The organism is Gaetbulibacter sp. M235 (assembly GCF_043876835.1).
GTDB lineage: Bacteria > Bacteroidota > Bacteroidia > Flavobacteriales > Flavobacteriaceae > Yeosuana.
In genome coordinates, this window is sequence record NZ_JBAWJZ010000009.1 from 1 (window position 1) to 25,415 (window position 25,415).

Consider the following 25,415-nt stretch of genomic DNA (forward strand, 5'->3'; position numbering starts at 1 on the left):
CCAGCGATATCCAACCCAGGACAAGAGGACTGTGACAGTGATGGCATCGGAGATGTCTGTGAAACAGATACCGATGGTGACGGCATTCCAGACGATTGTGAAACTATAGATTTAGAGGTAGATAAAGAGGTTAGTACTAGTTCGGCTCGTATTGGAGATGTTATTACGTTTACAATTACAATAACCAATAATGGAGATTTTGAGGCTACAAACGTGACAGTTTTAGATAATTTACCAAGTGGTTATAGGTATGTTTCTCAATCAGCTTCTACAGGAGTCTATAACGAAATTTCAGGAGCATGGAGAATCCCTTTAATAGGTGTCAAAAAGAAACAATCCGTAAATATTTCGGTTGAGGTCATGGATGTTCCAGATTACCTTAATGAAGCTGAATTGACTGATTTAGACCAGGATGATACTGATGATACAAATGATTCAGATACTGCAGGTTTAGAAATAGTACTACCAGCAATAGATTGTTTAACAGTTTACAATGAGTTTTCACCTAATGGAGATAGCGTAAATGATGTTTTTGTTATTGAATGTATTGAAAATTATCCAGATAATAAATTAGAAGTTTATAATCGATGGGGTAACTTGGTGTATTCTAAAAAGGGTTATCGTAATGATTGGGATGGTACTTCAAATGGAAGGAGAACTATTAATAAATCAAATGAACTTCCTGAGGGCACCTATTACTATGTGATTACACTTAATGATCAACTTAAACCTATTGTTGGATGGTTGTATTTAAACAGATAATCAAGAATCAAATCGTAAATCAGACTATCATGAAATTGTTTTTTAATATATATACCAATTGTGTTTGTATAATAATACTTGTAATACCTCAAGTTATTTTTTCACAACAAGATGCACAATACACTCAATACATGTATAATACAATGAGTATTAATCCTGGCTATGCAGGACAAAGGGATGTACTCAGTATTACGGCGTTGTATCGCTCACAATGGGTTGGTGTAGATGGAGCTCCTGAAACCCAAACAATAGGAATTCACGCTCCATTTAGCAATGATAGGATGGGTTGGGGAATATCGGTTGTAAACGATGTATTAGGACCTACAAACGAAACCCAATTTGATGCTAATTTTTCGTATAGTATTTATTTGAACGATAATGCCTATACTGAATTGACATTTGGAGTTAAAGCAGGGATTCATTTTTTAAATTCTGATTGGACCAAAGGAAAATTTCAATTTCCTGATAATCTCTACCAAGATAATCTTGATTTGAAATCGCCCAGTATTGGAGCCGGTATTTACTTGCACAATGATATTTGGTATTTAGGTCTTTCTGTACCTAATTTTTTAACAACTGATCATTTTGATGAGGTGACCTTTTCTGCTGCTGCAGAGCGATTACATTATTATCTTATTGGAGGATATGTGTTTGAGATCAACCCGAATCTTAGTTTTAAACCAGCCTTTTTAATGAAAGCTGTTTCAGGATCTCCACTAATTGCTGATGTCTCAGCCAATTTTTTGATTAAGGAAAGGCTTACGTTAGGATTGGCTTATAGATGGGATGATTCTGTAAGTGCTTTGATAGGGTTTCAAATAACACCAGCAATTGATATAGGATATGCCTTTGACTATACCACAACTCCTTTGACTAAATATAATAACGGATCACACGAAGTTATGTTAAGGTTTGAATTGTTCAAGAACAATAGGTTCTTATCCCCTAGATTCTTTTAATACAAAATTGGTAAATCATGAAATCACGTATATTAATCATTTTGTTTTTAACATATTTAACTACAGGCAATATTTTCGCTCAAAAAGGAGTCATTGATAAAGCTGATAAAGCCTATAAAGATTTTGGATACATTAAAACCACAGAGATCTTGCTCCGTCTGGCAGAAAAAGGTTATGAGTCTGAGGAGCTTTTTCAAAAACTTGGTGATGCTTTTTATTTCAACAGTAAAATGGATGAGGCTGTCAGGTGGTATGGTAAATTAATGAATTTCAGTATTAGTGTGGATCCAGAGTATTTTTTTAGATATGCTCAAGCCTTGAAATCTGTAGAGAATTATAAAGAGTCAGATAAATGGATGCAAAAATTTTATGATGCTAAATCTTATGATACCCGAGGGCAGTATTTTACAAAGGCAGTAGATTATCTTACAATGATTGATGGACTCAGTAGAGATTTTAAGGTTTATAACCTAGACATAAATTCAGAAGTTTCAGATTTTGGAACCACTTTCTGGGGAGATAAAATGATTTTTGCTTCTGCAAGAGACAACGGAAAAATTTATAAGTGGAATAATCAACCCTTTTTACAATTATATTCAGCTACAGAAAAAAGTTTTGATTCTTTTGAGGATGCTAAAATATTTCAAAATAATTTAAACACTAAGTACCATGAGTCTTCAGTAGCCTTTACTCCCGATAAAAAATTTATGTTTTTTACCAGAAATAATTTTTTTGAGAATAAGCTTAAAAATGATGAAGAAGGAACAAATCGCTTAAGTCTCTTTAGAGCAAGATACAATGATGCAGATGGTACATGGGTTGATGTTACTCCAGTACATTTTAACAGTAACAGTTATAGTGTAGCACACCCAACCATAAATGCAGATGGCACTAAGCTATACTTTTCTTCCGATATGAACAGAACAATAGGACTCTCTGATATTTTTGTGACCGAAATTAGTGTAGATGGCACACTTGGAGAACCACAAAATTTAGGGACTAAGATTAATACAGAAGGACAGGACACCTTTCCATTTATAAACGCTAAAGGTGATTTATATTTTTCATCCAATGGCTATCCAGGTTTGGGTGGATTGGACGTGTATGTGGTAAGAGGGTTTGAAAACGGAAACAAGGGAAAAGAAAGTGTACCAGAAAACCTAGGGAAACCTATAAACAGTCCTTTAGATGATTTTGCATATTATGAAAATCTTGAGACCAAAGAAGGCTTTTTCTCTTCCAACAGAAAAGGAGGCAAAGGAGATGACGATATTTATACATTTATAATCCCTAATTGCTTGCAAACTCTGACCGGAGTTGTAGTTGAAAAAAAGACACATAAAAACATACCGTTTGCAACAGTGATTCTTTTAGATGAAACTGGTAGGGAACTTTCTAAAATTAAAACTAATGAAGAAGCAAGGTTCTCAATTGATCTAGATTGTGAAAAAGAATATTTGGTGCGTGGAGAATCCAACAAATATATAGCTGATGAGAAACGCATTGTAACACCCAATTTAAAACAGGATTTAAAAATAATTTTAGAACTTGAAAAAGAACAACAAGAAATTAAGGTTGGTGACGATTTAGCCAAAATATTGGATATTCCCATTATTTATTTTGATTTCGATAAATCCGATATCCGCCAAGATGCTGCATTAGAGCTACAAAAAATTGTTGAAGTGCTTAAACAGTATCCAAATATGACCATTGATGTGCGTTCGCATACCGATTCAAGAGGTGCCGATGCTTACAATTTAACCTTGTCTGAGAAGAGGAATAAATCAACCAAAGATTTTATTGTGAAAAAGGCTCAAATAGATCGTGGCCGTATTACTGGAAAAGGATATGGTGAGACGCGTTTAGTTAACAAATGTTCTAATGGAGTCCCTTGTACAGAAGAAGAGCATCAAGAAAATAGACGAAGCGAGTTTATAATAACCAAGATGTAGTTTAGCAGATTATAAAATCTCAATCTCAGTATTTATTTTTTATAGTTTAATTCTTATAATTAAGCTATACTTGGTATTTTTACATCATGTCAGAAGAAAATGTAATTCTAGTTAATGAATTTGATGAGCAAATTGGGTTGATGCCTAAAATGGAAGCTCATGAAAAGGCTTTGTTGCATCGTGCCTTTTCTGTGTTTATTTTTAATGACAAAAATGAGCTCATGTTACAACAACGAGCATTAGATAAATACCATTCACCAGGACTTTGGACTAACACATGCTGTAGCCACCAACGCGATGGAGAAAGTAATATACAAGCTGGAAAACGTAGATTGCAAGATGAAATGGGGTTTGTTGTTGATTTGCAAGAGTCTATTTCTTTTATTTATAAAGCGCCTTTTGATAACGGTTTAACAGAACATGAATTTGACCATATTTTAATTGGCAAGTATAATAAGAATCCCAAAATTAACACAAGTGAAGTTGCCAATTGGAAATGGATGAATATAGAAGAGGTAAAGGACGATATGATTGTGCATCCAGAAATTTATACAGAATGGTTTAAGATTATTTTTGAAAAATTTTATCAACACATAAATATTCTAGACAATGAGAGTAACAGTTAGCAGAAGAGCACATTTTAATGCAGCTCACAGATTGTATAGAAAAGATTGGAGTTTTGAGAAAAACAACGAGGTGTTTGGGCTGTGCAATAACCCTAATTTTCATGGTCATAATTATGAACTTATAGCTAGTGTTACCGGAGAAATTGATTCAGAAACGGGATATGTTATCGACATTAAAACATTAAAAGACATTATTAAGGAAGAAGTTGAAGATTCCTTTGATCATAAAAACTTAAATTTAGAAGTTCCGGAATTTAAAGACTTAAACCCTACAGCCGAAAACATTGTGGTTGTAATTTATAATAAGATTAAAGCAAAACTAGATTCAAAGTTCGATTTAGAAGTTGTTTTATACGAAACACCAAGAAATTTTGTAACCTATTCAGGTAAATAATTTTTTTGCTAAAATAGATTTTGCTAAAGCCTTTCCTAATTTAGTTGAAATTTAAATTAGTGATAAAATTATATCACTATTAGAAGTTTATGTGTAATTTTGCATCTAAATTAAAATTTTAAATATGGCAAATGTTAGAAACCTAAAAAAAGACATTAATTATGTTTTAGGTGATATTATTGAAGCAGCTTATGTTTGGGAATACGCAAACACAGATAAGGATAATAAAAAGAGTGAAGCTATTGTAGATGAGGCTATTAACACTTTTGATGCATTAATTGCAAAAATAAATGATAAAAATATTGAGAATAAAAAAGCACATTTTAAAGCGATTAATTCTGAACTTGAAGAAAAAGGAAGAGCTTTAATTGAAAAAATTAATAAGCTAGGATAATTTTTTTTAACGGATTGTTGTAGATATCAAATTTGCTATTATATTTGCATCCGTTAAAAACGCCGATGTAGCTCAGCTGGCTAGAGCAGCTGATTTGTAATCAGCAGGTCGTGGGTTCGAGTCCCTCTATCGGCTCAACAAAAACTCCAACACATTTCTGTGATTGGAGTTTTTTTATGTGTTTTTGTTTAAATTAATATGTTTGTGCTAAAACATTAATCTTTATCACCCGTAAGCCAAGAAAAAAAGCCTTTTTTCTTTTTCTTTTTAAATGTTTTTTTCTTTATATCAACTCCAAAAAGCCGTTGAAAAAAATTATCTTTTTTTGTTAATCCACAATCTAAAGACTTTAGAACCTCATCGGAAGGTTTTTCAAAAGAAGCTTTGGTAATTAGGTTATACTTAGGGTCTTTATTCAGTTGTTGTAGAAATTTTGCAAAAATGGGAAGAGCAGAATTGGCTCCTTGACCAATAGAAGTATTACTAAATCCAATTTGTTGGTTGTCGTTTCCTACCCAGGTCACTGTAATTAAATTAGGCATGATTCCAACAAACCACCCATCTTTATTGTCTTGCGTTGTACCTGTTTTGCCTGCAATATCGTTATTTAAATTATAATTAGATCTTAATCGTTGTGCAGTGCCATTATTAACAGTTGCTTTTAGAAATTCCAACATGACCTGTCTGGTATCATCACTAAATGCTTTTTCTGTGGTCTTATTTGGGTTTAAATCGTTATAAGATGCAATAACGTGACCTTCTTTGTTTTCAATCTTTGTAATGAAAACAGGAGTGGAAGGTTTACTGCCATTAACAAAAGACGTATAGGCTTTAGCAAGCTCTATTAAACTCAGGTTTGAAGATCCCAATGCAATCGATGGAACTTTGTCCATGTCGCTTGTAATACCCATTGCCCTTGCTTGGGCTATAACATTTTCAATACCAGTTTCATATAATACTTTTACAGCTATGGTGTTGATAGAATTACTCAATGCATTTTCTAATGAAAAATTTAAATCATCATTATCGTCTTTGGAAGCGTTTGTTGGTGTCCAATCATCATAATCAGTATAGGTAATGGCTTTTGTCGAAAAGTAAGTACAAGGCTTCATGCCTGCCTCTAATGCCGCAGTATAGACAATTGGTTTAAAGGTTGAGCCTACTTGGCGTTTGCTTTGTGATACGTGATCATATTGAAAAAAAAGATAGTCAATGCCACCAACATAAGCCCTGACGGCGCCTGTTGATGGTTCGATTGATAGCACTCCTGAATTTAAAAATTTTAAAAAATATTCTAAACTATCTAAAGTTGATATGGATTTTACGATATTTCCATCCCAAGAAAACAATTCTTTTTCTTGCGGTTTTATTAAAGAATCTTCAATAACTTTTTCTGTTATGTTTAGTGCTTTTAAAGATTTATATTTTGTTAAACGTTTTTTTGAAGCTATAAACGCAGGTTTGTTTTTTAACCACGGAGCATTTTGTCCATAAGCTTTTTCATAGAGATTTTGTAACTCAGCCATATGGTCACGCATGGCATTTTCAGCATACCTTTGCATGGTATTGTCCAATGTTGTGTAGATTTTAAGGCCATCTTGAAAAATATTATAGGGTTCCCCATCTGGTTTTTTAAACTTGTCTTGTTGCAGAATGCTATCTAATTGTTTTTTGATTTCTGCTCTAAAATAGGGTGCCAATCCTTGGTTTGGGGCATAATATTGATAATCCAAAACAAAATCAGTTGCTATGATTTTTGAGGCTTCTTCAGAACCTAAATAGCCATACTTTTCCATTTGCTTAATAACAACATCTCTTCTGGATCGAGACTTTTTATGAAACAACCTGGGGTTGTAACTGTTATTAGCTTTTAATGATCCTATTAAGGTTGCAGCTTGTGAGATATTTAGTTGCTTTGTGTGAACGTTAAAGAATTTAAGTGAAGCACTTTCAATACCATAAGTATTATCAGGGAAGGGTACTGTGTTGAGGTAGAAAGTGAGTATTTCTTCTTTTGAATGCATGTCTTCAATTCTTGTGGCAACAATGCTTTCTTTTATTTTATTGACAACACTGCTGAAGGTTCCAAAATCTTTCCTGCCAAATAAATTTTTTGCTAATTGTAACGTAATGGTACTACCTCCTCCTGATGATTTATTTGCTGTTAAGATTGTTTTAAAAAATACCCGGAATAAGCTTTTTGTATCAATGCCATGATGTTTATAAAATCGGGCATCTTCTGTAGAAATTAAAGCATCAATAAGATGTTGAGGAAAATCACTATATGGGATAGATTGTCTATCGTAAATATAGTATTTACCAATGAGGTTTTTATTAACATCTAAAACTTGAGTGGCCTGACTCTGTTTAAGATTTTTTAATTGGTTTGTTGAAGGTATTTTGCCCCATAGACCTAAATATATGCTCGTAAAAAAAATAACAGCTAAAACTAATAGAACTATTATACCTTTAAGAACGTATTTGAACCATTTATTTTTTAATAGTTTTTTTATAAACATAGGTTTGCTAAGTAATAGAAGTTACAAGGAAGCCAATTTTTAAGGAGCTTCCTAATAGTAACGACTATAATGTTTAAGAATTATATTAAAAGAATAATTGGTAGGTTAGTGCTAGGCTATTCTTTGCTTTTTATTGAATCAATGAATGATTGAAATTCTTTACCATACTTTGAATTTTTTACTTCAGTAGTTAAAGAAACATTTATGGTATCTAAATACTTAATTTGAGCGTTATAAATTTCTGTAAGTGCTAAATAAGGAGCAACTTCGCTATCTTTATTGTTTAAAGCAAAATTTACAGTATATAAGTATTTTCTTTTTAACAAGCTATCAAACTCATTTTGAATGCTATTGTATTTTGAAGTATCACCACTTTTTTGCGCTTCAAAACTTTCTTTAATTAGATTTAAGTTTTTTTCATTAAAACGAGACACTATCATTCGATATTCTTCTAAAATTTTTTGTTGTTTTGATCCATTAATTTTAGCGTCAAACACAAAATTCTTTAGAGTAGTATTTATTTCTGTTGTTCCCTTATCTGCAAAAAACAGAATTCTATCATCTTCACTTTTGCTGTTTTTATCTAAATAGAGAAAAAACACCTCAGGAGATTCTAAATCACTGTGCAATTCAAATTGAGAATTTCCACTTATGGCTATAGAATCTACCACTACTAAAGCTGTGTCCTTTACTTTTTTAAGATAAACGCTTCCCTTTTTAAGTCCTTTAATATTGCCAATTACAGTTAGGTCGTGCTGCTCTTTACCACATGAAAATATTAAAAGCAAGACCAATAAAACAGATATTTTTTTCATTTTATGATTAGAATTTAGTGAGCAAATATCAGATAATTATAAGTTTTAAAAAAATTAAGTGAATACAATATTTACAATTAACTTACAGACGCCAGTTCCATTAAAATAGTACATAAAATGGCACCAACAGTTCCAATGGCATAACCACAAACCGCTAGTAAAACACCGACAGTTGCCAGTGATGGATGGAATGCTGCAGCTACAATTGGAGCAGATGCTGCTCCACCAACATTGGCCTGACTGCCAACTGCTAAAAAGAAATAAGGAGCTTTAATTAATTTAGCTACTAGAATTAATAGTGCAGCATGAATAGTCATCCAAACAATGCCAATAAAAATTAATCCAGTATTGTTAAAAATAAGGGTTAAATCCATTTTCATTCCAACAGTTGCAACAAGGATGTATATAAAAACACTTCCATATTTGCTCGCACCTGCACCTTCATAATTTTTTGCTTTTGTGAATGATAATATTATGGCAATAAGGGTTGCAATGCTTATCATCCAAAAGAATTCTGAATCTAAAAATGTGAATATGTTTCTTGTAGTAGGAGACTCAATTTTTGTTATAACATCTTCAAAATAGTTTGCTAAAAACCCAGCTAAATAATGAGAAATACTTACTGTCCCAAAAGCTATAGCGGCAATGATCATTAAATCTTTTAATGACGGATTTCTCTTTACTTTATCAGTAAACGTAGAAACTTTTTCTTTTAAAGCTTCTATAGCAGAATTGTCAGCATTAAGCCATTTGTCGATTGCATTTGATTTTCCTATTCCAATTAATAATACGGCCATCCAAATATTTGCAACAACAATGTCAACAAATACCATACCTCCATATAATTTTTGGTTGTACCCATAAATTTCCAGCATAGCCGTTTGATTAGCTCCACCACCAATCCAGCTCCCGGCTAATGTTGATAATCCTCTCCAAACTGCATCTGGTCCAACTCCTCCAACTGTTTCAGGTGAAATCATTGAAATTAATAATATAGCAATAGGGCCACCAATTATAATTCCCAAAGTTCCTGTAAAAAACATGATTAAAGCTTTCCATCCTAAATTAAATACAGCTTTTAAATCGATACTTAAAGTCATTAATACTAAAGCTGCGGGTAACAAATATCTACTTGAAACATAGTATAAATTTGAACTATGCTTTGTTATTTCACCGGATGCATTAATGGTTTCCCATTCAGGAGCTATTAAACCTATGGTTGTAAATAAAGAGGGTAGCATATAAGCTACGAATAGACCCGGAACAATTTTATAAAATTTTAACCAAAAACCTGATGTTTTTGATTCTGTATAAAAAATGAGCCCTAAGGCAATCATTAGTAAGCCAAATACGATTGTGTCGTCTGTAAACAAAGGAGAATTATCCATGTAAATTTTATTTTGGCTAAAAATACCAAAATATTACAATATAAAGTATTATTAAGATTATGTTAAATTGATAATTTGGCACAATCATTGAATTATAATAATTGTTGCATTCAGAATTAAAAGTTTATTGAGTGGTTACTTTAAACTTGAGAATGTAATTATATTTTTGGTTGGTTAGTTAAAAAGCATCCTTTTTGGATGCTTTTTTTTATATTTAAACAGTCTAGACACAAGCATTTGTTGTGTTTAAAAGAATCAGGTTGTTATTGATTAATGAAATTTGAGATTGTTTCAATAAGTTCGTCTGATAATTTTCGGAAAGGTTCATTGTAAGATTTTGAATTTTCTAAATTATCACCATCAATTGTAACTAGCACATGGTTCATTTTATCAATTAATTTTAATGTGGAATTTGGAACGGCTTCATTCAATAATTCAGCTTCTTTTGGTTCTACTTGCAAATCTTTAGTTCCATTAATTAAAAGAATAGGCATTTGCAGTTTTTTAATTTCATCAACTGGATTGTATTGCATCCAGTTCATCATAAATGATTGAATATCTTTATTGAAAACAGTAGCTAATTCTTGTGGATAATCATTGGTTTTTATTCCTTTTCTCAAGCTCTCAATTACTCTTTTGGCATCGTTTGTTAAAACAGGATAGGTTTTACCAATTTGCTCAATAATAATATTGTCAATAGATTGTCCAGGTCCAGCTATAGAAATAAATCCATCTGCTTTGTCTTTAGCTGCTAACATACCTACAAGACTACCTTGGCTATGACCAATTACAAAAATATGGTTGAAGTTTTTGCTGTTTTTGAAATATTCTATAACAGAAATTGCATCAGTAACAAAATCATCAAACATAATGTTAGGATCTATTTTTCCAGTTCTAATTTGTTTTACTATACGCTTATCGTACCTAAAAGTGGCAATATCATTATTGGTTAAATCTTCTGCTAGTTTTTTTAATGAATTATTATTTAAAAAACTCTGATTGCCATTTCTGTCTGTAGGACCAGAACCACCAATAATTATAGCTAAATTTGGTTTATTAACTTCATTTGGAAGCAACAATGTACCATCAATTATAGTGTTAACTTGGATATCTTGAGAAGTGAAAGTATTGTTTTGAGAGAATGATTTAACAAAACATAATAATGATAATACTAAAATTTTAGTTTTCATTTTTTAAACGATAGATTATTTTGTTTAAACTGTTTGATATAGATTTTATTTTATAAGTAGTAAAAATATATTAAAGTTGTTGATTATTTAGCGTTATATTAAAAATTAAATGATTGAATTTTTTCTCTTATTTTATACTTAAAATAGGCTAATTTATGTTTAAATGTTAAAATATTGTGCAATACATCGAAAAAATATACTTTTTATCGGTTAAATTGAAATATTGTTTTACATTTGAAGTGTACTAAATAACATACTTTTTAGTTCAATGGATTAATTAATTAATATTTGCATTTTGTAGTAGTTATAGTAACCCTAAATCTATCTTCAAAATAAAAAAAAGCAAATTGACGAAAAACCGAGATTGAGGGATCTCGGTTTTTTTATGCAATGAATTTAAAATTCTTATTCAATTATATTTTTAATATTCTTTTTACTTTTCGTACTTATTTTTTCTCAAAAACATCCTAAATTATACTTAAATGTTAAAGTATATTGTATTTCATCGAAAAAATATACTTTTTATCGGTTAAATTGAAATATTGTTTTACATTTGAAGTGTACTAAATAACATACTTTTTAGTTCAATGGATTAATTAATTAATTAATATTTGCATTTTGTAGTAGTTATGGTAACCCTAAATCTATCTTCAAAATAAAAAAAAGCAAATTGACGAAAAACCGAGATTGAGGGATCTTGGTTTTTTTTATGCAATAATTCTAAAGGTTAAATTAATTCGCTCGCTAATAATTTTTTTGGTTTTTGGTAACTGATGTTGCCAAAATTTTTGTGTATCACCTTTCATTATCAAGAGGCTACCATGATTTAAAATAATCTTTGTTTTAAGCTGAGGTTCAAATTTGTGTTTAAAATGAAAAATACGTTCTGCCCCAAAAGTTACTGATGCAATGATTGGTTGTGAGCCTAATTCCTTTTCGTCATCGGCATGCCATCCATTACTATCTTGACCATTTCTATATAAATTTGCTAAACAGCTCGTAAAGTTTGTATTTATTTCTTTTTCAGTAGCTTGTTTTATTTCCAGTAATTCTTTTGTAAATGCTTTTGGTTGCATTGTAATATTTGAATATGTATAGGGAAGTTTGTTGTTGGCATACAAAGAAGTTAACCGTGGCTGCAAATATGTTTTTCCAAAAACTGTTATATAATCTTGTTGCCATTCAATAGAATTTAAAAGTAACTTGAAATAGTGATCAGATAGATTTTTATTAAAAAAATGGTCGTAGTAAACCACATCTGCATCTTTCATGTTTAAATTTATTGCATCTTGGAAAAGCATTTCATTCTATAATTTTAAATAACAATAAGCCCAAAACATAAGTGCAAATTGAAGTGGAATTCTTAAAATTAATATCCATTTTGGAATACTATCGAATTTCTTTTTATCTGTAAGCATATAAAAATGAACAAGCAAAAAGACGCTCAACATACTAACAATTCCATAAATGGAAATATTTTTTAATGGAGGAATGCATAAACAAATTCCTAAGACTATCTCAAAAGCGCCACTTAAGTAAACCATTAGTTTGTGGTTTGGAATGTATTTTGGCATAATGCGTAAATATATTTTTGGCTTAATAAAATGGAAAACCCCTGCCATCATATATAAAAAAGACATAAGGTATAAATGCCAAGGATAGGTCATAACTAAAAATTAATTTCTCTAAATTAGCTTAAATTGAATTGGATATGAAGTCTAAATTATTTTTGTTACTGTTTTTGGTTTGCTTCCGTGTATTTTCTCAATTACCTGAAGGTTTTGTGTATGTGGAAAATGTTATTCCAGATTTGAATGTTGAATTAAGATATCATACTTCATATAATTTTGTTGGCAAACCTATTGATGGTTATCAAACTAATTCTCTTATTTTAACAAAAGAAGCCGCAACGGCATTAAAACAAGTTCAAAAGGAATTATTACAACAAAATTTATGTTTAAAAGTGTATGATGGATACCGTCCTCAACGAGCTGTAAATCATTTTATAATTTGGGCAAGAAATTTGAATGATACCATAAACAAACATATTTTTTATCCTCAAGTAAATAAAAGTGATTTGTTTCAGGATGGATATATTGCAACCCACTCTGGTCATAGTAAAGGAAGTACTTTAGATTTAACAATTATAGATGGAAATACCGGCATTCCTTTAGATATGGGAAGTCCGTATGATTTTTTTGGAGAAGAATCTTGGGTTGATTACCAAAATATTTCAGAAAAACAAAAAGCAAACAGAAAATTATTGCAAGAAGTTATGTTAAAACATGGTTTTAGAAACTACCCAAAAGAATGGTGGCATTTTACCTTAAGGCAAGAACCTTTCCCGGAAACGTATTTTGATTTTGTTATAGAATAAAAAAACTGCTTTCATTTAGAAAGCAGTTTTTAATATTGCTTGGTTGGTGTTTTTAGTTAGTTTTTATCTAAGTTCTTGGTCATGTTGAATCCTACAAATAACCCAATACCAGACATTAGGAAGATAGTTCCCGGATAGGCTACATCTTCATCAACACCTAAATTGTACTGTAAAATAGATGCAATAAATACACCAAGGCCAATTGCCATTAATAATAAGGCTAAATTCAACAAAAATACTTTCCAAATAGGAGAACGGTTACTTCTGTCTCCCATAAAAATACTGGCATCTGCACCTTTTTCAATAAGTGCTAAACGTTCTTTGTTTCTTGTAGATAAGAATAAATATACTATTCCGAAAATAGCTAGAAACATACTGATTGGTATTAAAACTCTATCCATAATTGTTTGTTTTTAATTGATTATATTTAATGTGTTCATAGCTTATGACGACACCTTTTTAAATTAGGTTACACATTATAATAAATTTTTTTAAAATGTTTTTGTAACCTAAAACTAATTATTATCGTCTTACTATCAAATGACCACCAACGACGACATATATTATATCAATTTGATTATTGAAGGCAACTCAAAGGCATTTAGTGTTTTAGTTGACCGTTATAAAGATTTGGTGTTTTCGTTAGCGTTGAAAATGGTTAAGAATAGGGAAGAAGCTGAAGAAGTTGCTCAAGACACTTTTATCAAAGTTTTTAAATCATTGAGTAAGTTTAAAGGTGACTCGAAATTTTCAACTTGGATTTATAAGGTTGCTTATAATACGTGTTTAGATAGATTAAAGAAAAACAAAAGAGAACAGCATGTAGTTTCTATTGATGAGTTTAATTCAAATCAAATAAAGAGTCTTGATAATGCACTTGATTTAATGGAAGATGAAGAACGAAACCAAACAATTCAACATTGTATTAACCTATTACCAAGTGATGATGCCTTTTTGTTAACCTTGTTTTATTTTGAAGAACAATCTTTAGAAGAGATTGCAAAAGTGATTGGTTTAACAGCAAATAATGTAAAGGTGAAGCTATTTAGAAGCAGAAAAAAACTAACTGCTATTTTAAAAGAAAGATTGGAACCAGAAATAATTGAACATTATGGATCATAAAACAGATAAGCAAATAGAAAAACTGGTAGATAAAATGATGAAAGGAACATCATTAGAATCACCTTCATTTAATTTTACTGATATGGTTATGGCCCAGGTTTTAGAAGCTAAAACAAGTCAGGTTACTGTTTATAAACCATTGATTTCAAAATGGATATGGTATGTTGTTTTTGCCAGCATGATTGGTTTAATGGTGTATTTAACTTTTAATGATTCAAATTCTGCTTCTACCGGATTATTTGATAAATTAAACTTAAAAGCTTTACCAAGTTTGAATATTTCTAAAGCTTTTGAAAATTTTCATTTTTCAAGAACTACAATTTACGCTTGTGTTTTGTTAACGGTGATGCTTTTTATACAAATTCCAATTTTAAAGCATTATATGGATAAAAGGTTTGAATTATAGAGAAATAGAAATTTTTAAATGGAAAGAAACGTTAATACCAACGTTTCTTTTTCTTTTTAGAGCCTTCGCTTTTTCTTCCTTTTTTGTGTTTACTTTTTCCGGGAGTTTTATGAATTTCCTTTTTTGCTTTTGGGTCTAAAGGATATGGATGATCTTCAATAACATCTATTTGAAGCTGGATGAGTTGTTGTATGGTTGCTACATAGGATTTTTCATCTGCCGAACAAAAAGAATAAGATGTACCAGTATTTCCTGCACGTGCGGTTCTGCCAATTCTATGCACGTAAGTTTCTGGAACGTTGGGCAAATCAAAATTAACTACGGCATCTAAATTGTCAACATCAATACCACGAGCAGCAACATCAGTAGCAATTAAAATATTTACTTCTTTATTCTTAAACTGATTTAAAGCGGCTTGTCGGTCGTTTTGGTTTTTATCTCCGTGTAAACTAACTACTTTATAATTGTTTTTTAAAAGGGTTTGTTCTAATTTATCAACGCCAAATTTTGTACGCCTAAAAATAATAATACTTCCTTTTATGGTGTTTCGTAACAAGTGTAAGCATAATTCTATTTTATTGCGTTTAGGAACATAGTATAGCACCTGATTAACGTTTTTTGAAGTGGATGAATTTGGTGCTACTTCTACACGTTCTGGATTTGTTAAAATAGTGTTTGCCAATTGTTCCACCTTAAAAGGAATAGTTGCCGAAAACAATAAAATTTGTTTTTCTTTTGGGCACAAACGTTCAATTTTTTTCACATCATCAATAAAACCCATATCAAGCATTAAATCGGCCTCATCTAATACTAATGTCTCAATGTAATCAAGGTTTATTATATCTTGTTTATGTAAATCGAGCAAACGCCCGGGAGTAGCAATTAAAATATCAACACCTTTTTTTAAAATATCTATTTGAGGTTCTATAGAAGCACCACCAAATACAACCGTAGTTCTTAAATTAGTGTATGCACTATAGGTTTTAAAATTTTCTTCAATTTGTAATGCCAGTTCACGTGTGGGGCTTACTACCAAAGCACGTATTTTTTTTCCACGTTTTGATGCATCTTGCTTATCAAATAATTGTTGTAAAATAGGTAATGCAAATGCAGCGGTTTTTCCAGTACCAGTTTGGGCAGACACAATCACGTCTTTTTTAGCTAAAACCAAAGGAATCGTTTTTTCTTGCACTAAGGTAGGGTTATCATAACCAGCTTCAGCTACGGCTCTTAAAATAGGTCTGTTAAGTTGTAAGTCTTTAAACGACATGTAAATAATTTTGCAACAAAGATAACCTAAATTGTATTGGGTTTTATTTTTATAAAGGGATTTGAAATTTAAGAATTTAGATATATAACTTCTTTTTGAAAAGTGTCGTTTAACGTCCCGCCGGCTTGCAGCAGGTGGGGATTTTATACCTTTAGTTTGTTTATTCCTAAAGCCAAATATACAAAAAGAAGTTGGAGTTTTCCCTAAAACCCCACTTGCCGCAAACCGCTGTTAGCTGCTGCACTTTCTTATTCATCTTCCCAAACAACTTCACAAGCGAAAAATTCATCTATTACAATTCTAATAATTTTCTTTCCCATATCGTGGATAGCAATATATCTGTATCTGTCATCTTGTACATCAACCCAGTCATTAATTGCAAACGGAATATTCTCACCGTCTTGCATTGATAATTGCACTACAAGAAGGCGTTGTACTGATCGAGAGCCAACTTCCCCAACATTATGTTGAAAATGAACAGAATTAAATAGATTCTTTTCTTCTTCTGACAATGAAGAAAGTAACCCATACCAAAACTGATTAGGTTTGTCACGAAGCATCAAACTGAATTCAAAAGCGGCATGTCCTTGAGCTAGTTTTAACATGACATTATCAATACGTTCAAATTCTGGAGTAAAGACAATTTTTCCGTCCACTTCGGTTGTAGAGTTTTCAATACGTTTTCTAAGACCTGGTAATTTACTAAGAATTTTAGATATTGATGGACGTCTAATATTTTCTGGATTTGTCGAACCACATAATAAACACTCTAGAAAGCAAACAAAGTATTGCTCATCACTTGAAAAGCTTTGATTACACTCATAACAACATCCCACCACAGGTAGATTTTCAGGATATGGCTTATCAAGAATGCATTTTGATGGAATATGATCTCGAGTATCAGCTGAACCTCCGCAAAATATACATCCGCGAATCAGTCGACTATCGGCATAGTTGTTCAGTTGTTCCATAGTGTTGCAGCTAATGCTTAGATAAAAAACGTTCCCATGTTTGTTTATCGACAGTTAAACGAAGTTAGTAAAAATTTCTTACAAAATTAATGTTTTATGTTACAAAACCAAAAGCCCAGAATCTCTTAATTTTAGTATTGGTTTTGAGAACCAAAACAATTCAAAATTTTCAAATTTAGTCTCAAAATTTGCTTTTAAATTGCCAAATGATAGAGGTTTATTCCTTGGCGTAACTAATTCTAACATATCTAACAGCCATAAACCACGCTCTTTTTCTAAAGAAATTTGAAAAGAATCTGTTTCGTCATGAAATGTTATGTTAAGCATTTCCCATGTTTGTCCTTTCTTAGTTCTATTTTGAGAATTAACTAAGGGTTTGTTGCCCAACCAAACAATTTTTGCAGTTGGTTTTATATTGAAATCTAAAACTGTTTCTAAACAAGAATAGATGTAATCTGGTTTTATTTGGTTTTTTGGAATTTTAAATTCAAACCAATCCTGAAGTGGTAAATCAAACCCAATACCATGCATAAAATTGAATAATGATTTTTTTAATCCGTAGCTAAATTGAGTGTGATCGATACCAGTTTGGTCAGTAAAATCAATATCGTTATTAGCAAAGGAAATATTTTTGTAGTTTGGAGATATACCAAAATCAGAAGGGTTTAATCCAATAGGGCTATGCGCTGTTAGTGCAAATTGATGCCAAAATCCAGATTGTAACACGCCAACTTCAAAAAGCTGACGCACCATTTCTAAACTATCAACAGTTTCCTGAACGGTTTGTGTTGGATACCCATACATTAAATAGGCGTGAACCATAATGTTGGCGTCTGTAAAGTTTCTTGTAATTAGGGCTACTTGTTCTACAGTGACACCTTTATCTATTAAGGCTAATAATCTGTCTGAAGCCACTTCCAATCCGCCAGAAACCGCAATGCAACCCGATGCTTTTAATAATAAACAAAGGTCTTTAGTGAAGTTTTTTTCAAACCTTATGTTGGTCCACCATGTTACAATAAGCCGACGTTTTATGATTTCTAAAGCCAAAGCTTTCATTAGCGAAGGTGGAGCAGCTTCATCAACAAAATGAAAACCTGTTTCTCCGGTTTGCGCAATAAGTTGTTCCATTCTGTCAACCAAAATAGTGGCTGCAATTGGTTCGTAAATTTTGATATAATCTAACGAGATATCACAAAATGTGCATTTTCCCCAATAGCAACCATGTGCCATGGTGAGTTTGTTCCAACGGCCATCACTCCACAAACTATGCATTGGGTTTGCAATTTCTATTACTGAAATATATTTATCGAGAAGTAAATCGGAATAATCTGGAGTTCCAATGTCTGCTTGTTTATAATCTGGTTTTGAGCTATTATTTACAAAAGTAACCTTGCTGTTTTCTAAAAGAAATGTTCTTTTAAATTCTTTTGAAATAGGATTTTGTACATGATTATGTAATAATTCAACTGGAAGTTCGCCGTCGTCTAAAGTTATAAAATCGAAAAATTCAAACACGCGGACATCATTTACTGAACGTAATTCGGTATTAGGAAAGCCGCCGCCCATGGCAATTTTAATATTTGGATAGGCGGTTTTAATATATTGGGCACAACGAAAAGCACTGTATAAATTCCCCGGAAAAGGCACAGAAAAACAAACTAATTTTGGTTGAATGGTTTTTAGTTTTTTCTCAAGAATTCTTAATGTTATAGAATCAATATGTGTAGGCTCTTCTTTTAAATGTCTGTAAAGTTCATCAAATGAATTGGCACTTTGTCCTAAACGTTCTGCATAACGGCTAAACCCAAAATTTTTGTCAACACATTCAACAATAAAATCTGATAAATCTTCAAGATATAAGGTGGCCAAATGCTTAGCTTTGTCATGAATTCCCATGTTGCCAAAAGCCCAATCCAAGTCGTCTAACTGTTCGAAGCGAGATGCCTGTGGTAAAAAATTATCAGTACAAATTTGTCTGGCAAACGTTGGGTTTTTTCCTTGCAAAAAGGAAATAACAGCATCCAGAGTTTGTAAATAAGTATCCTTTAAGGCATAAATTCTTTGAGCATTTTCAGAAATTATTTGATTGCTGTTAAAAGCAAAATCGAAAATATTTTGAAGTTCTTTTTTTGAAAATAACTCTAAAATGACTTCAATACCCAAATCTATTTGAAAAGCACCAATATTTTTTGTGTTTAAAAAACCTTTTAAATAAGCCGTGGCAGGATAAGGTGTATTAAGTTGCGTAAACGGCGGTGTGATGAGTAAGAGGTCTTTCAAAAGATAATTTTTAAAATAAAACAAATATAACTGAAAAGTATGACTGCTTTAAGTAATCATTCATTTTTGAAACTAAGCATAACCCCAAACATCAATACTTTATGATTATAGAAAATGTGCTTCTTTTAATCTTTAATATAACTGCTTAATAATGCTTGTTTTTTAGGAGGTAAAGCCAAACTTTTTGCTGCTATTTTTAATAAGTTTTGATCTTTGTTTTTTGCATGTACCAAATGAAACAATTGACTTACAGTTAAACTTTCTTCTGGTCGTTTCACTAAAACAAACTCATCATTAACACGTACGTAGCCTTCTTCAAGAATACTTAAATAGGTCCCTCCAAAGCCATGTTCTATAAATTGTTTGAGAACCGTTTGGGTGCCAAACTTATATCCTAATTTGTAGCATGGTTCTCTGTATTGCGATACTTGCACCAATGCTTCTCCAACTTTGTAAATATCACCTAAAAGTACTTGTGTTTCATCAAAACCAGATACGGTTAAGTTCTCACCAAACATGCCCCAACTCCAATCTAAATGTGGGTATAGGTTTTTCCAATAAGGATATTGTTCAGACGAAAACATATAGCATGCTTTATAAAAACCACCATGATGCACACGGTCTGTTACTTCATCATTTTTTACATCGGTTTTGCCTAAGTAAATAGGTTTATTGGTTGGTGTTTTATAAATGCCAGTGGTTTCTTCTTTTCCGTTCCATATAATTGTAGTTGGTTTGGCGATATTTGTGGAGATTATTTTCATAGTTTATTAGGCAACTTGTTATGATTGCTTATCTGTATTTTTTTATTGGAAAGTTCCAGTAATATTTTTTGAATAATGCTATACTTATAAAAAGACTAAGATGCTTTGAATTTAATTTGCTTTTGAATTTTATGGATGACTTGTTAAAATATTGAGTAATACTATACTTAACTGTTCTTCCTTGTTTATCTAGTAATTTATAGCTTTGGTAACGTAAATAGGGAGCCAGGTTTTTACCTCTATATGAATGAAACGTCCACATATTTAAAAGATATGCTTCGTTGTCTTTTAATTTAAATGTTCTATTGTAATAAACAAAATCATGTAGTTCAATAAAGGTATATGCAGCAATATTTCCATTGTGTTCTAAGCCTATGCATAATTGTCCTTTTTTTAAACCTTCAATCATTTCATTTACAGTAGCACCGGATTCATTTTCGGTAATTGATTTGAATTCTTCTACATTTAAAAATCTGACAGAATATTCTAAAGGATTTCCTTTAATTTTTGGTTCTTTGCATTCATCAACCTCTTCTTGTACCCAATAATAAGGGTTAATATCTAATCCTATATTAGCTAGCCTATTTCTTAAGCCAAACAAAAATAAACCGTGACTAATAATGTTCCAATACCTCTTTAAAGGTGAGATGTCTTCAGTGTTTTTTGTAATCATAAAAAAGAATTAAATTTTTCGACCATAGTTACCATTGCCAGGTTCTAAATCCATTTTCATTCTAAATTCCTTAGGTTTCATAATATTTCTTCCGTTTGCATGGGCTATTGTATGGATTCTTTTTATTAAATCTGTATTATGGGCTAATTTTGTTCTAGATGTGTCATACCATATGTTGTCTTCTATCCCAACCCTTACGCCACCACCAACAGCAATTGAGAGTGAATTCATTTTAAGTTGGTCATTTCCAATTCCGGCTAAACTCCACAGTGAATTTTCAGGTAAATCATTAATCATAACCCCTGTATGTAACAAATTAGCTTGAGAACAGGCTATATTTCCAAACAAAAGGTTAAAATAGTAAGGAGGTTTTAATAACTCTTTTTTTATTAGATATTTTGCGTAATTAATCATGCCAATATCAAAAGCCTCAAGTTCTGGAACAATTCCTTTAGATTTCATCATGCCAGCTAATTTTGCAATCATACTCGGAGCATTCATGCTAGCCGTTTTGTTGAAATTCAAGGAGCTTAAGGTAAGACTTCCCATATCTGGTTTTAAATTTCCTTCTAATAATAAAGGGGCACTTCGTTTTTCAAATTCACTAAAATCCCTGCCGCTTAAAGAAACACATAGTACTAATTCTGGAGCATATTTTCTAATGCCTTCAATTATCTGTCCGTATATTTCTTTATGGTAAGTTGGTACTTGAGATATTGGATCTCTGGCATGCAGATGAACCATAGTAATTCCAATCTCATGGGCTTTATGTACATCTTCAACAATTTCAGATACACTAATAGGAACATGTGGGGTCATTTCTTTAGTAGGAATCATTCCTGTAGGTGTAAAGTTTATGATTAAATTATCATCCATGGTAAAGTATTTTTGAGTTGTTTTAAAATTAGAACAATTTTTTTATTCCAATTTATTTATTTGACTAACGGTACAATATATTCTAGAAAGTGTCAAACAATAAGTTTTTTAAAATAAAAAGACCTTCTAAAAAGAAGGTCCTAAAAAATATTTGTAAGTAGATAGTGTGTTAAGGTTAACACCCCGAATTCTTATTTTACTTAATCATTTCGTAGCTACGTTTGATGAAATTGGTAAGTTCTTCACCTTTTAACAAGCCTTGAGATAGGCGTGCTAAATCTAAACTTTGGTTTATTAATCGTTCTTGTTTCTTTTTTGTTTTGGTTTCAAGAATTTCATTAACCAATTCAGAATTTGTATTAACTACCAAGTTGTACATTTCTGGGAAATTACCCATCCCAAACATGCCACCACCGCCTGTTGCTTGCATTTCTTTCATTCTACGCATAAACTCTGGTTGTGTAATCATAAACGGAGAAGCGTCACTATCCATAGGTTCTAATTGAACCATAAATTTTTCAGAGGGGATAATTTCTTTAAGTACAGTTTCTAACTCTGCCTTTTGCTCATCAGTTAATTTTGAAATTTTGGTGTCATCTTTTTTGATTAAATTATCAACATGATCAGCATCAACACGAGAAAAAGTAATGTTTTCTTTTGTGCTTTCTAGTTTTTGCATTAAATGTGAAACAATTGGAGAATCTAAAAGCAATACTTCATAACCTTTAGCTTTAGCAGAATCAATATAACTATGCTGTGCATCTTTATCTGAAGCATAAAGAATTACCAACTTACCATCTTTATCTGTTTGATTTGCCTTTATTTTATTGAATAATTCATCATAAGTATAATATGCACCGTCAACTGTTGGATATAAAGCGAAATCACCCGATTTTTCAAAGAATTTTTCTTCAGATAGCATTCCATATTCAATCACGATTTTAATATCGTTCCATTTCGCTTCAAAATCATCACGATTATTATTGAAAAGGGATTTTAATTTATCGGCTACTTTACGAGTAATATACGATGAAATCTTTTTAACAGCGCCATCGGCTTGTAAGTAAGAACGAGACACGTTTAACGGAATATCTGGAGAATCAATAACACCGCGAAGCATGGTTAAAAATTCTGGAACAATACCTTCTACATTATCGGTAACATAAACTTGATTTTGATATAATTGGATTTTATCCTTTTGAATGTTCATATCCTGACCTAATTTAGGGAAATATAAAATTCCAGTAAGGTTGAACGGATAATCTACATTTAAGTGAATATTGAATAAAGGCTCTTCAAATTGCATAGGATACAATTCGTGATAGAACGCTTTATAATCCTCATCTTTTAAATCTGTTGGTTGTTTAGTCCAAGCTGGATTTGGATTGTTGATGATGTTATCAACTGTTATTTTTTTATGAGGTTCTGTAGTTTCTTTACCGTCTTTATCCTTTGTGGTTTTTGGGGTAAAGTCTGGATCGTTTATTTCCTTAGTTCCAAACTTAATTGGAATAGGCATGAACTTGTTATATTTTAAAAGAAGCCCTCTAATTTTAGATTCTTCTAAAAACTCGGTAGAGTCTTCAGCAATATGAAGAATAATCTCAGTTCCTCTGTCTGTTTTATCATGAGCTTCTAGAGAAAATTCTGGACTTCCGTCGCAAGTCCAATGGGCAGCAGGCGCATCTGTAAAAGATTTTGTAATGATTTCTACTTTTTCAGCTACCATAAAAGCCGAATAAAAACCAAGACCAAAATGGCCTATAATGCCAGAATCTTTAGCCGAATCTTTATACTTGTCTAAAAATTCTTCAGCACCTGAAAATGCAATTTGATTGATGTATTTTTCAACTTCTTCGGCTGTCATACCCAAACCTTGGTCAATGATATGAAGCTTTTTCCCTTTCTTATCTACTTTAACTTCAATTTGAGGATTGCCATATTCAACTTTGGCATCACCAACACTGGATAAGTGTTTTAATTTTAAAGTAGCATCAGTTGCATTACTAATTAATTCACGTAAAAAAATCTCGTGGTCACTATACAGGAACTTTTTAATAAGTGGAAAAATATTTTCAACCGATACATTAATATTTCCTTTTGTCATGTTATATATGTTTTAGTTATGTTTATTAATATGATTGATTTATAGACAAAAAAAGTACCAAGAGTCAAAAGGTGACAAACTGACACAGTTTAAAACAATATTAAATAGTTAAATGGTATTTCAATCATTGCATTTTAAAGTTTTAATTTTGTAATTTGTAAAATCAATTAAACTAATTATGTATAATTCTAAGATTATAGGTTTAGGTAAATACCTTCCTGATAACATTGTTACAAATGATGATTTATCAAAAATGATGGACACCAGTGATGAGTGGATACAGGAACGAACAGGTATACAGGAACGACGCTGGATAAAAGAAGGAACCAATGATACTTCATCAGTAATGGGCGCAAAAGCGGCAAAAATTGCTATTGAGCGTGCTGGTTTAACTAAAGATGATATTGATTTTATTGTGTTTGCTACGTTAAGTCCAGATTATTATTTTCCAGGTTGCGGAGTGCAAATTCAAGATTTGTTAGATATGCCAAATGTTGGTGCTTTAGATGTTAGAAACCAATGCTCTGGATTTGTGTATGCCATTTCTGTGGCTGACCAGTTTATAAAAACTGGAATGTATAAAAATATATTGGTTATTGGTGCAGAATATCATAGCAATGGACTAGATAAAACGACTCGAGGACGAGGTGTTACGGTTATTTTTGGAGATGGAGCAGGAGCTTGTGTGCTTTCTAGGGAAGAAGATACTACAAAAGGAATTTTATCAACTCATTTGCATAGTGAAGGAAAATATGCCGATAAACTAATAGTTGCTTCTCCAAGTATTGCGCATTGGGTTCCTGAAATTATTGAAGCTGGTGATGAAGATATTTCCTATTTTCCTTATATGGATGGTACTTTTGTATTTAAACACGCAGTGGTTAGATTTAGCGAAGTTATTATGGAAGGCTTGATAAAAAATAATCTTTCGAAAGAAGATATTGACCTGTTAATTCCTCATCAAGCAAACTTGAGAATTGCTCAATTTATTCAAAAGAAATTTGGTTTGAGTGATGATAAAGTATTTAATAATATTGTTAAATATGGAAATACAACTGCGGCTTCTATTGTTATTGCTTTAACAGAAGCTTGGGAACAAGATAAAATAAAAGATGGTGATCATGTGGTTTTAGCAGCTTTTGGTAGTGGTTTTACTTGGGGCAGCGTTATTATTAAATGGTAAAATCTTTTAAAAAATAAAAATCCGAAACCTCTTAAAGTTTCGGATTTTTTTAGCTATTAATCAACTCCAACTAACACTTTTACTGAAGTTTACTATATAAAGACGTAATAATCATTCTTTTATTGTTATAACATTAATATTTAACACATTTTTTAACATAGCAATAAAAAAAACCCGAAATAAGACATTTCGAGTTTTTAGCGCTCTTTTTTTATACTAACTAATTAACGTCTTTGAATTTTGATAGCTGACTAATTCTAAAAAATTATAAATCGCGTTTTGAGAAATGGTTAGTATGTATCGTTAACGAATAGTCTTTATTTTTATTATGCGAAATAACAACTTTAACATTCTTTAACATTTGTAAATCAAAAAGTTAGAGGT

At 31.4% G+C, this 25,415-nt stretch carries 24 protein-coding genes and 1 tRNA gene; 11 read left to right on the top strand and 14 right to left on the bottom strand.

Annotated features, from left to right (window positions below; all coding sequences use genetic code 11):
* From V8G69_RS13585 to V8G69_RS13615, 7 genes are all read left to right on the top strand, one after another.
* The coding region (locus tag V8G69_RS13585) for a gliding motility-associated C-terminal domain-containing protein (protein WP_394882587.1) at positions 1–762 on the top strand (762 nt) is incomplete at its 5' end.
* Between the two features lie 29 nt (positions 763–791).
* Positions 792–1,721 carry a type IX secretion system membrane protein PorP/SprF gene (locus tag V8G69_RS13590; protein ID WP_394882589.1) on the top strand — a complete coding sequence of 310 codons (930 nt, stop codon included), beginning with the start codon at positions 792–794 and terminating at the stop codon, positions 1,719–1,721.
* Between the two features lie 17 nt (positions 1,722–1,738).
* Positions 1,739–3,673 carry an OmpA family protein gene (locus tag V8G69_RS13595; RefSeq protein WP_394882590.1) on the top strand — a complete coding sequence of 645 codons (1,935 nt, stop codon included), beginning with the start codon at positions 1,739–1,741 and terminating at the stop codon, positions 3,671–3,673.
* Positions 3,674–3,759: 86 nt separating this feature from the next.
* On the top strand, positions 3,760–4,299 hold the full coding sequence (gene idi, locus V8G69_RS13600) for an isopentenyl-diphosphate Delta-isomerase (RefSeq protein ID WP_394882591.1): 540 nt from the start codon (positions 3,760–3,762) through the stop codon (positions 4,297–4,299).
* Positions 4,283–4,693, top strand: coding sequence for a 6-pyruvoyl trahydropterin synthase family protein (locus V8G69_RS13605; protein WP_394882592.1), 411 nt, complete (start codon positions 4,283–4,285; stop codon positions 4,691–4,693). Before idi ends, V8G69_RS13605 begins: the two co-directional genes overlap by 17 nt.
* 124 nt (positions 4,694–4,817) lie before the next feature.
* Positions 4,818–5,087: a hypothetical protein gene (locus tag V8G69_RS13610; protein ID WP_394882593.1), complete on the top strand. Its 270-nt coding sequence runs from the start codon at positions 4,818–4,820 to the stop codon at positions 5,085–5,087.
* 61 nt (positions 5,088–5,148) lie between these two features.
* Positions 5,149–5,222 (top strand) — tRNA-Thr (locus V8G69_RS13615).
* Positions 5,223–5,302: 80 nt separating this feature from the next.
* On the opposite strand, the gene V8G69_RS13620 is transcribed toward V8G69_RS13615, so the two are convergent.
* The 6 genes from V8G69_RS13620 to V8G69_RS13645 form a co-directional block, all read right to left on the bottom strand.
* Entirely contained in the window at positions 5,303–7,606 is a 2,304-nt protein-coding gene (locus V8G69_RS13620; protein ID WP_394882594.1) for a transglycosylase domain-containing protein, read from the bottom strand.
* Between the two features lie 116 nt (positions 7,607–7,722).
* Positions 7,723–8,421, bottom strand: coding sequence for a DUF4369 domain-containing protein (locus V8G69_RS13625; protein WP_394882595.1), 699 nt, complete (start codon positions 8,419–8,421; stop codon positions 7,723–7,725).
* Positions 8,422–8,498: 77 nt separating this feature from the next.
* A complete protein-coding gene (locus V8G69_RS13630) occupies positions 8,499–9,809 on the bottom strand; it encodes a DUF819 domain-containing protein (RefSeq protein WP_394882596.1) in 1,311 nt (436 codons plus the stop codon).
* A 263-nt stretch (positions 9,810–10,072) separates the two neighbouring features.
* A complete protein-coding gene (locus V8G69_RS13635; protein WP_394882597.1) occupies positions 10,073–10,999 on the bottom strand; it encodes an alpha/beta hydrolase in 927 nt (308 codons plus the stop codon).
* 707 nt (positions 11,000–11,706) lie between these two features.
* Positions 11,707–12,300: an alpha-ketoglutarate-dependent dioxygenase AlkB family protein gene (locus tag V8G69_RS13640; protein ID WP_394882598.1), complete on the bottom strand. Its 594-nt coding sequence runs from the start codon at positions 12,298–12,300 to the stop codon at positions 11,707–11,709.
* Between the two features lie 6 nt (positions 12,301–12,306).
* On the bottom strand, positions 12,307–12,666 hold the full coding sequence (locus V8G69_RS13645) for a MauE/DoxX family redox-associated membrane protein (protein WP_394882599.1): 360 nt from the start codon (positions 12,664–12,666) through the stop codon (positions 12,307–12,309).
* A 44-nt stretch (positions 12,667–12,710) separates the two neighbouring features.
* On the opposite strand from V8G69_RS13645, the gene V8G69_RS13650 reads away from it, so the two are divergent.
* Complete coding sequence (locus tag V8G69_RS13650; RefSeq protein WP_394882600.1) at positions 12,711–13,376, top strand: M15 family metallopeptidase; 666 nt, start codon at positions 12,711–12,713, stop codon at positions 13,374–13,376.
* Positions 13,377–13,432: 56 nt separating this feature from the next.
* On the opposite strand, the gene V8G69_RS13655 is transcribed toward V8G69_RS13650, so the two are convergent.
* Positions 13,433–13,777, bottom strand: a complete 345-nt coding sequence (locus V8G69_RS13655) for a DUF6249 domain-containing protein (protein WP_394882601.1) — start codon at positions 13,775–13,777, stop codon at positions 13,433–13,435.
* A 139-nt stretch (positions 13,778–13,916) separates the two neighbouring features.
* On the opposite strand from V8G69_RS13655, the gene V8G69_RS13660 reads away from it, so the two are divergent.
* Both V8G69_RS13660 and V8G69_RS13665 read left to right on the top strand, forming a co-directional pair.
* Positions 13,917–14,498 carry an RNA polymerase sigma factor gene (locus V8G69_RS13660; protein WP_394882602.1) on the top strand — a complete coding sequence of 194 codons (582 nt, stop codon included), beginning with the start codon at positions 13,917–13,919 and terminating at the stop codon, positions 14,496–14,498.
* A complete protein-coding gene (locus V8G69_RS13665) occupies positions 14,488–14,904 on the top strand; it encodes a hypothetical protein (RefSeq protein WP_394882603.1) in 417 nt (138 codons plus the stop codon). The genes V8G69_RS13660 and V8G69_RS13665 overlap by 11 nt, the downstream gene beginning before the upstream one ends.
* 31 nt (positions 14,905–14,935) lie before the next feature.
* Here the strand turns inward: V8G69_RS13665 and V8G69_RS13670 are convergent, their stop codons facing one another.
* The 7 genes from V8G69_RS13670 to htpG form a co-directional block, all read right to left on the bottom strand.
* Positions 14,936–16,174, bottom strand: a complete 1,239-nt coding sequence (locus V8G69_RS13670; RefSeq protein WP_394882604.1) for a DEAD/DEAH box helicase — start codon at positions 16,172–16,174, stop codon at positions 14,936–14,938.
* A gap of 248 nt (positions 16,175–16,422) precedes the next feature.
* A complete protein-coding gene (locus V8G69_RS13675; RefSeq protein WP_394882605.1) occupies positions 16,423–17,013 on the bottom strand; it encodes a hypothetical protein in 591 nt (196 codons plus the stop codon).
* A gap of 231 nt (positions 17,014–17,244) precedes the next feature.
* Positions 17,245–19,428, bottom strand: a complete 2,184-nt coding sequence (locus tag V8G69_RS13680) for a B12-binding domain-containing radical SAM protein (protein WP_394882606.1) — start codon at positions 19,426–19,428, stop codon at positions 17,245–17,247.
* A gap of 125 nt (positions 19,429–19,553) precedes the next feature.
* The gene (locus tag V8G69_RS13685; RefSeq protein ID WP_394882607.1) at positions 19,554–20,192 is read right to left on the bottom strand and encodes an MOSC domain-containing protein; all 639 of its coding nucleotides are present in this window, start codon (positions 20,190–20,192) and stop codon (positions 19,554–19,556) included.
* 28 nt (positions 20,193–20,220) lie between these two features.
* Positions 20,221–20,865: a hypothetical protein gene (locus V8G69_RS13690; RefSeq protein WP_394882608.1), complete on the bottom strand. Its 645-nt coding sequence runs from the start codon at positions 20,863–20,865 to the stop codon at positions 20,221–20,223.
* A gap of 9 nt (positions 20,866–20,874) precedes the next feature.
* Positions 20,875–21,741 (bottom strand): 3-keto-5-aminohexanoate cleavage protein, encoded by an 867-nt coding sequence (locus tag V8G69_RS13695; protein WP_394882609.1) that lies wholly within the window; start codon positions 21,739–21,741, stop codon positions 20,875–20,877.
* Positions 21,742–21,937: 196 nt separating this feature from the next.
* A complete protein-coding gene (htpG, locus tag V8G69_RS13700; protein ID WP_394882610.1) occupies positions 21,938–23,848 on the bottom strand; it encodes a molecular chaperone HtpG in 1,911 nt (636 codons plus the stop codon).
* A 178-nt stretch (positions 23,849–24,026) separates the two neighbouring features.
* On the opposite strand from htpG, the gene V8G69_RS13705 reads away from it, so the two are divergent.
* The gene (locus V8G69_RS13705) at positions 24,027–25,031 is read left to right on the top strand and encodes a 3-oxoacyl-ACP synthase III family protein (protein ID WP_394882611.1); all 1,005 of its coding nucleotides are present in this window, start codon (positions 24,027–24,029) and stop codon (positions 25,029–25,031) included.
* Positions 25,032–25,415: the final 384 nt, after the last annotated feature.

Bases quoted from the DNA above. Each gene is read 5' to 3' on its own strand.
- V8G69_RS13685 (WP_394882607.1), bottom strand. From the start codon at position 20,192: ATGAAAATAATCTCCACAAATATCGCCAAACCAACTACAATTATATGG.
- V8G69_RS13625 (WP_394882595.1), bottom strand. From the start codon at position 8,421: ATGAAAAAAATATCTGTTTTATTGGTCTTGCTTTTAATATTTTCATGT.
- V8G69_RS13705 (WP_394882611.1), top strand. From the start codon at position 24,027: ATGTATAATTCTAAGATTATAGGTTTAGGTAAATACCTTCCTGATAAC.
- V8G69_RS13595 (WP_394882590.1), top strand. From the start codon at position 1,739: ATGAAATCACGTATATTAATCATTTTGTTTTTAACATATTTAACTACA.
- V8G69_RS13695 (WP_394882609.1), bottom strand. From the start codon at position 21,741: ATGGATGATAATTTAATCATAAACTTTACACCTACAGGAATGATTCCT.
- V8G69_RS13655 (WP_394882601.1), bottom strand. From the start codon at position 13,777: ATGGATAGAGTTTTAATACCAATCAGTATGTTTCTAGCTATTTTCGGA.
- V8G69_RS13620 (WP_394882594.1), bottom strand. From the start codon at position 7,606: ATGTTTATAAAAAAACTATTAAAAAATAAATGGTTCAAATACGTTCTT.
- V8G69_RS13590 (WP_394882589.1), top strand. From the start codon at position 792: ATGAAATTGTTTTTTAATATATATACCAATTGTGTTTGTATAATAATA.
- V8G69_RS13650 (WP_394882600.1), top strand. From the start codon at position 12,711: ATGAAGTCTAAATTATTTTTGTTACTGTTTTTGGTTTGCTTCCGTGTA.
- idi (WP_394882591.1), top strand. From the start codon at position 3,760: ATGTCAGAAGAAAATGTAATTCTAGTTAATGAATTTGATGAGCAAATT.
- V8G69_RS13640 (WP_394882598.1), bottom strand. From the start codon at position 12,300: ATGCTTTTCCAAGATGCAATAAATTTAAACATGAAAGATGCAGATGTG.
- V8G69_RS13670 (WP_394882604.1), bottom strand. From the start codon at position 16,174: ATGTCGTTTAAAGACTTACAACTTAACAGACCTATTTTAAGAGCCGTA.
- V8G69_RS13605 (WP_394882592.1), top strand. From the start codon at position 4,283: ATGAGAGTAACAGTTAGCAGAAGAGCACATTTTAATGCAGCTCACAGA.
- V8G69_RS13635 (WP_394882597.1), bottom strand. From the start codon at position 10,999: ATGAAAACTAAAATTTTAGTATTATCATTATTATGTTTTGTTAAATCA.
- htpG (WP_394882610.1), bottom strand. From the start codon at position 23,848: ATGACAAAAGGAAATATTAATGTATCGGTTGAAAATATTTTTCCACTT.
- V8G69_RS13690 (WP_394882608.1), bottom strand. From the start codon at position 20,865: ATGATTACAAAAAACACTGAAGACATCTCACCTTTAAAGAGGTATTGG.
- V8G69_RS13645 (WP_394882599.1), bottom strand. From the start codon at position 12,666: ATGACCTATCCTTGGCATTTATACCTTATGTCTTTTTTATATATGATG.
- V8G69_RS13665 (WP_394882603.1), top strand. From the start codon at position 14,488: ATGGATCATAAAACAGATAAGCAAATAGAAAAACTGGTAGATAAAATG.
- V8G69_RS13610 (WP_394882593.1), top strand. From the start codon at position 4,818: ATGGCAAATGTTAGAAACCTAAAAAAAGACATTAATTATGTTTTAGGT.
- V8G69_RS13630 (WP_394882596.1), bottom strand. From the start codon at position 9,809: ATGGATAATTCTCCTTTGTTTACAGACGACACAATCGTATTTGGCTTA.
- V8G69_RS13660 (WP_394882602.1), top strand. From the start codon at position 13,917: ATGACCACCAACGACGACATATATTATATCAATTTGATTATTGAAGGC.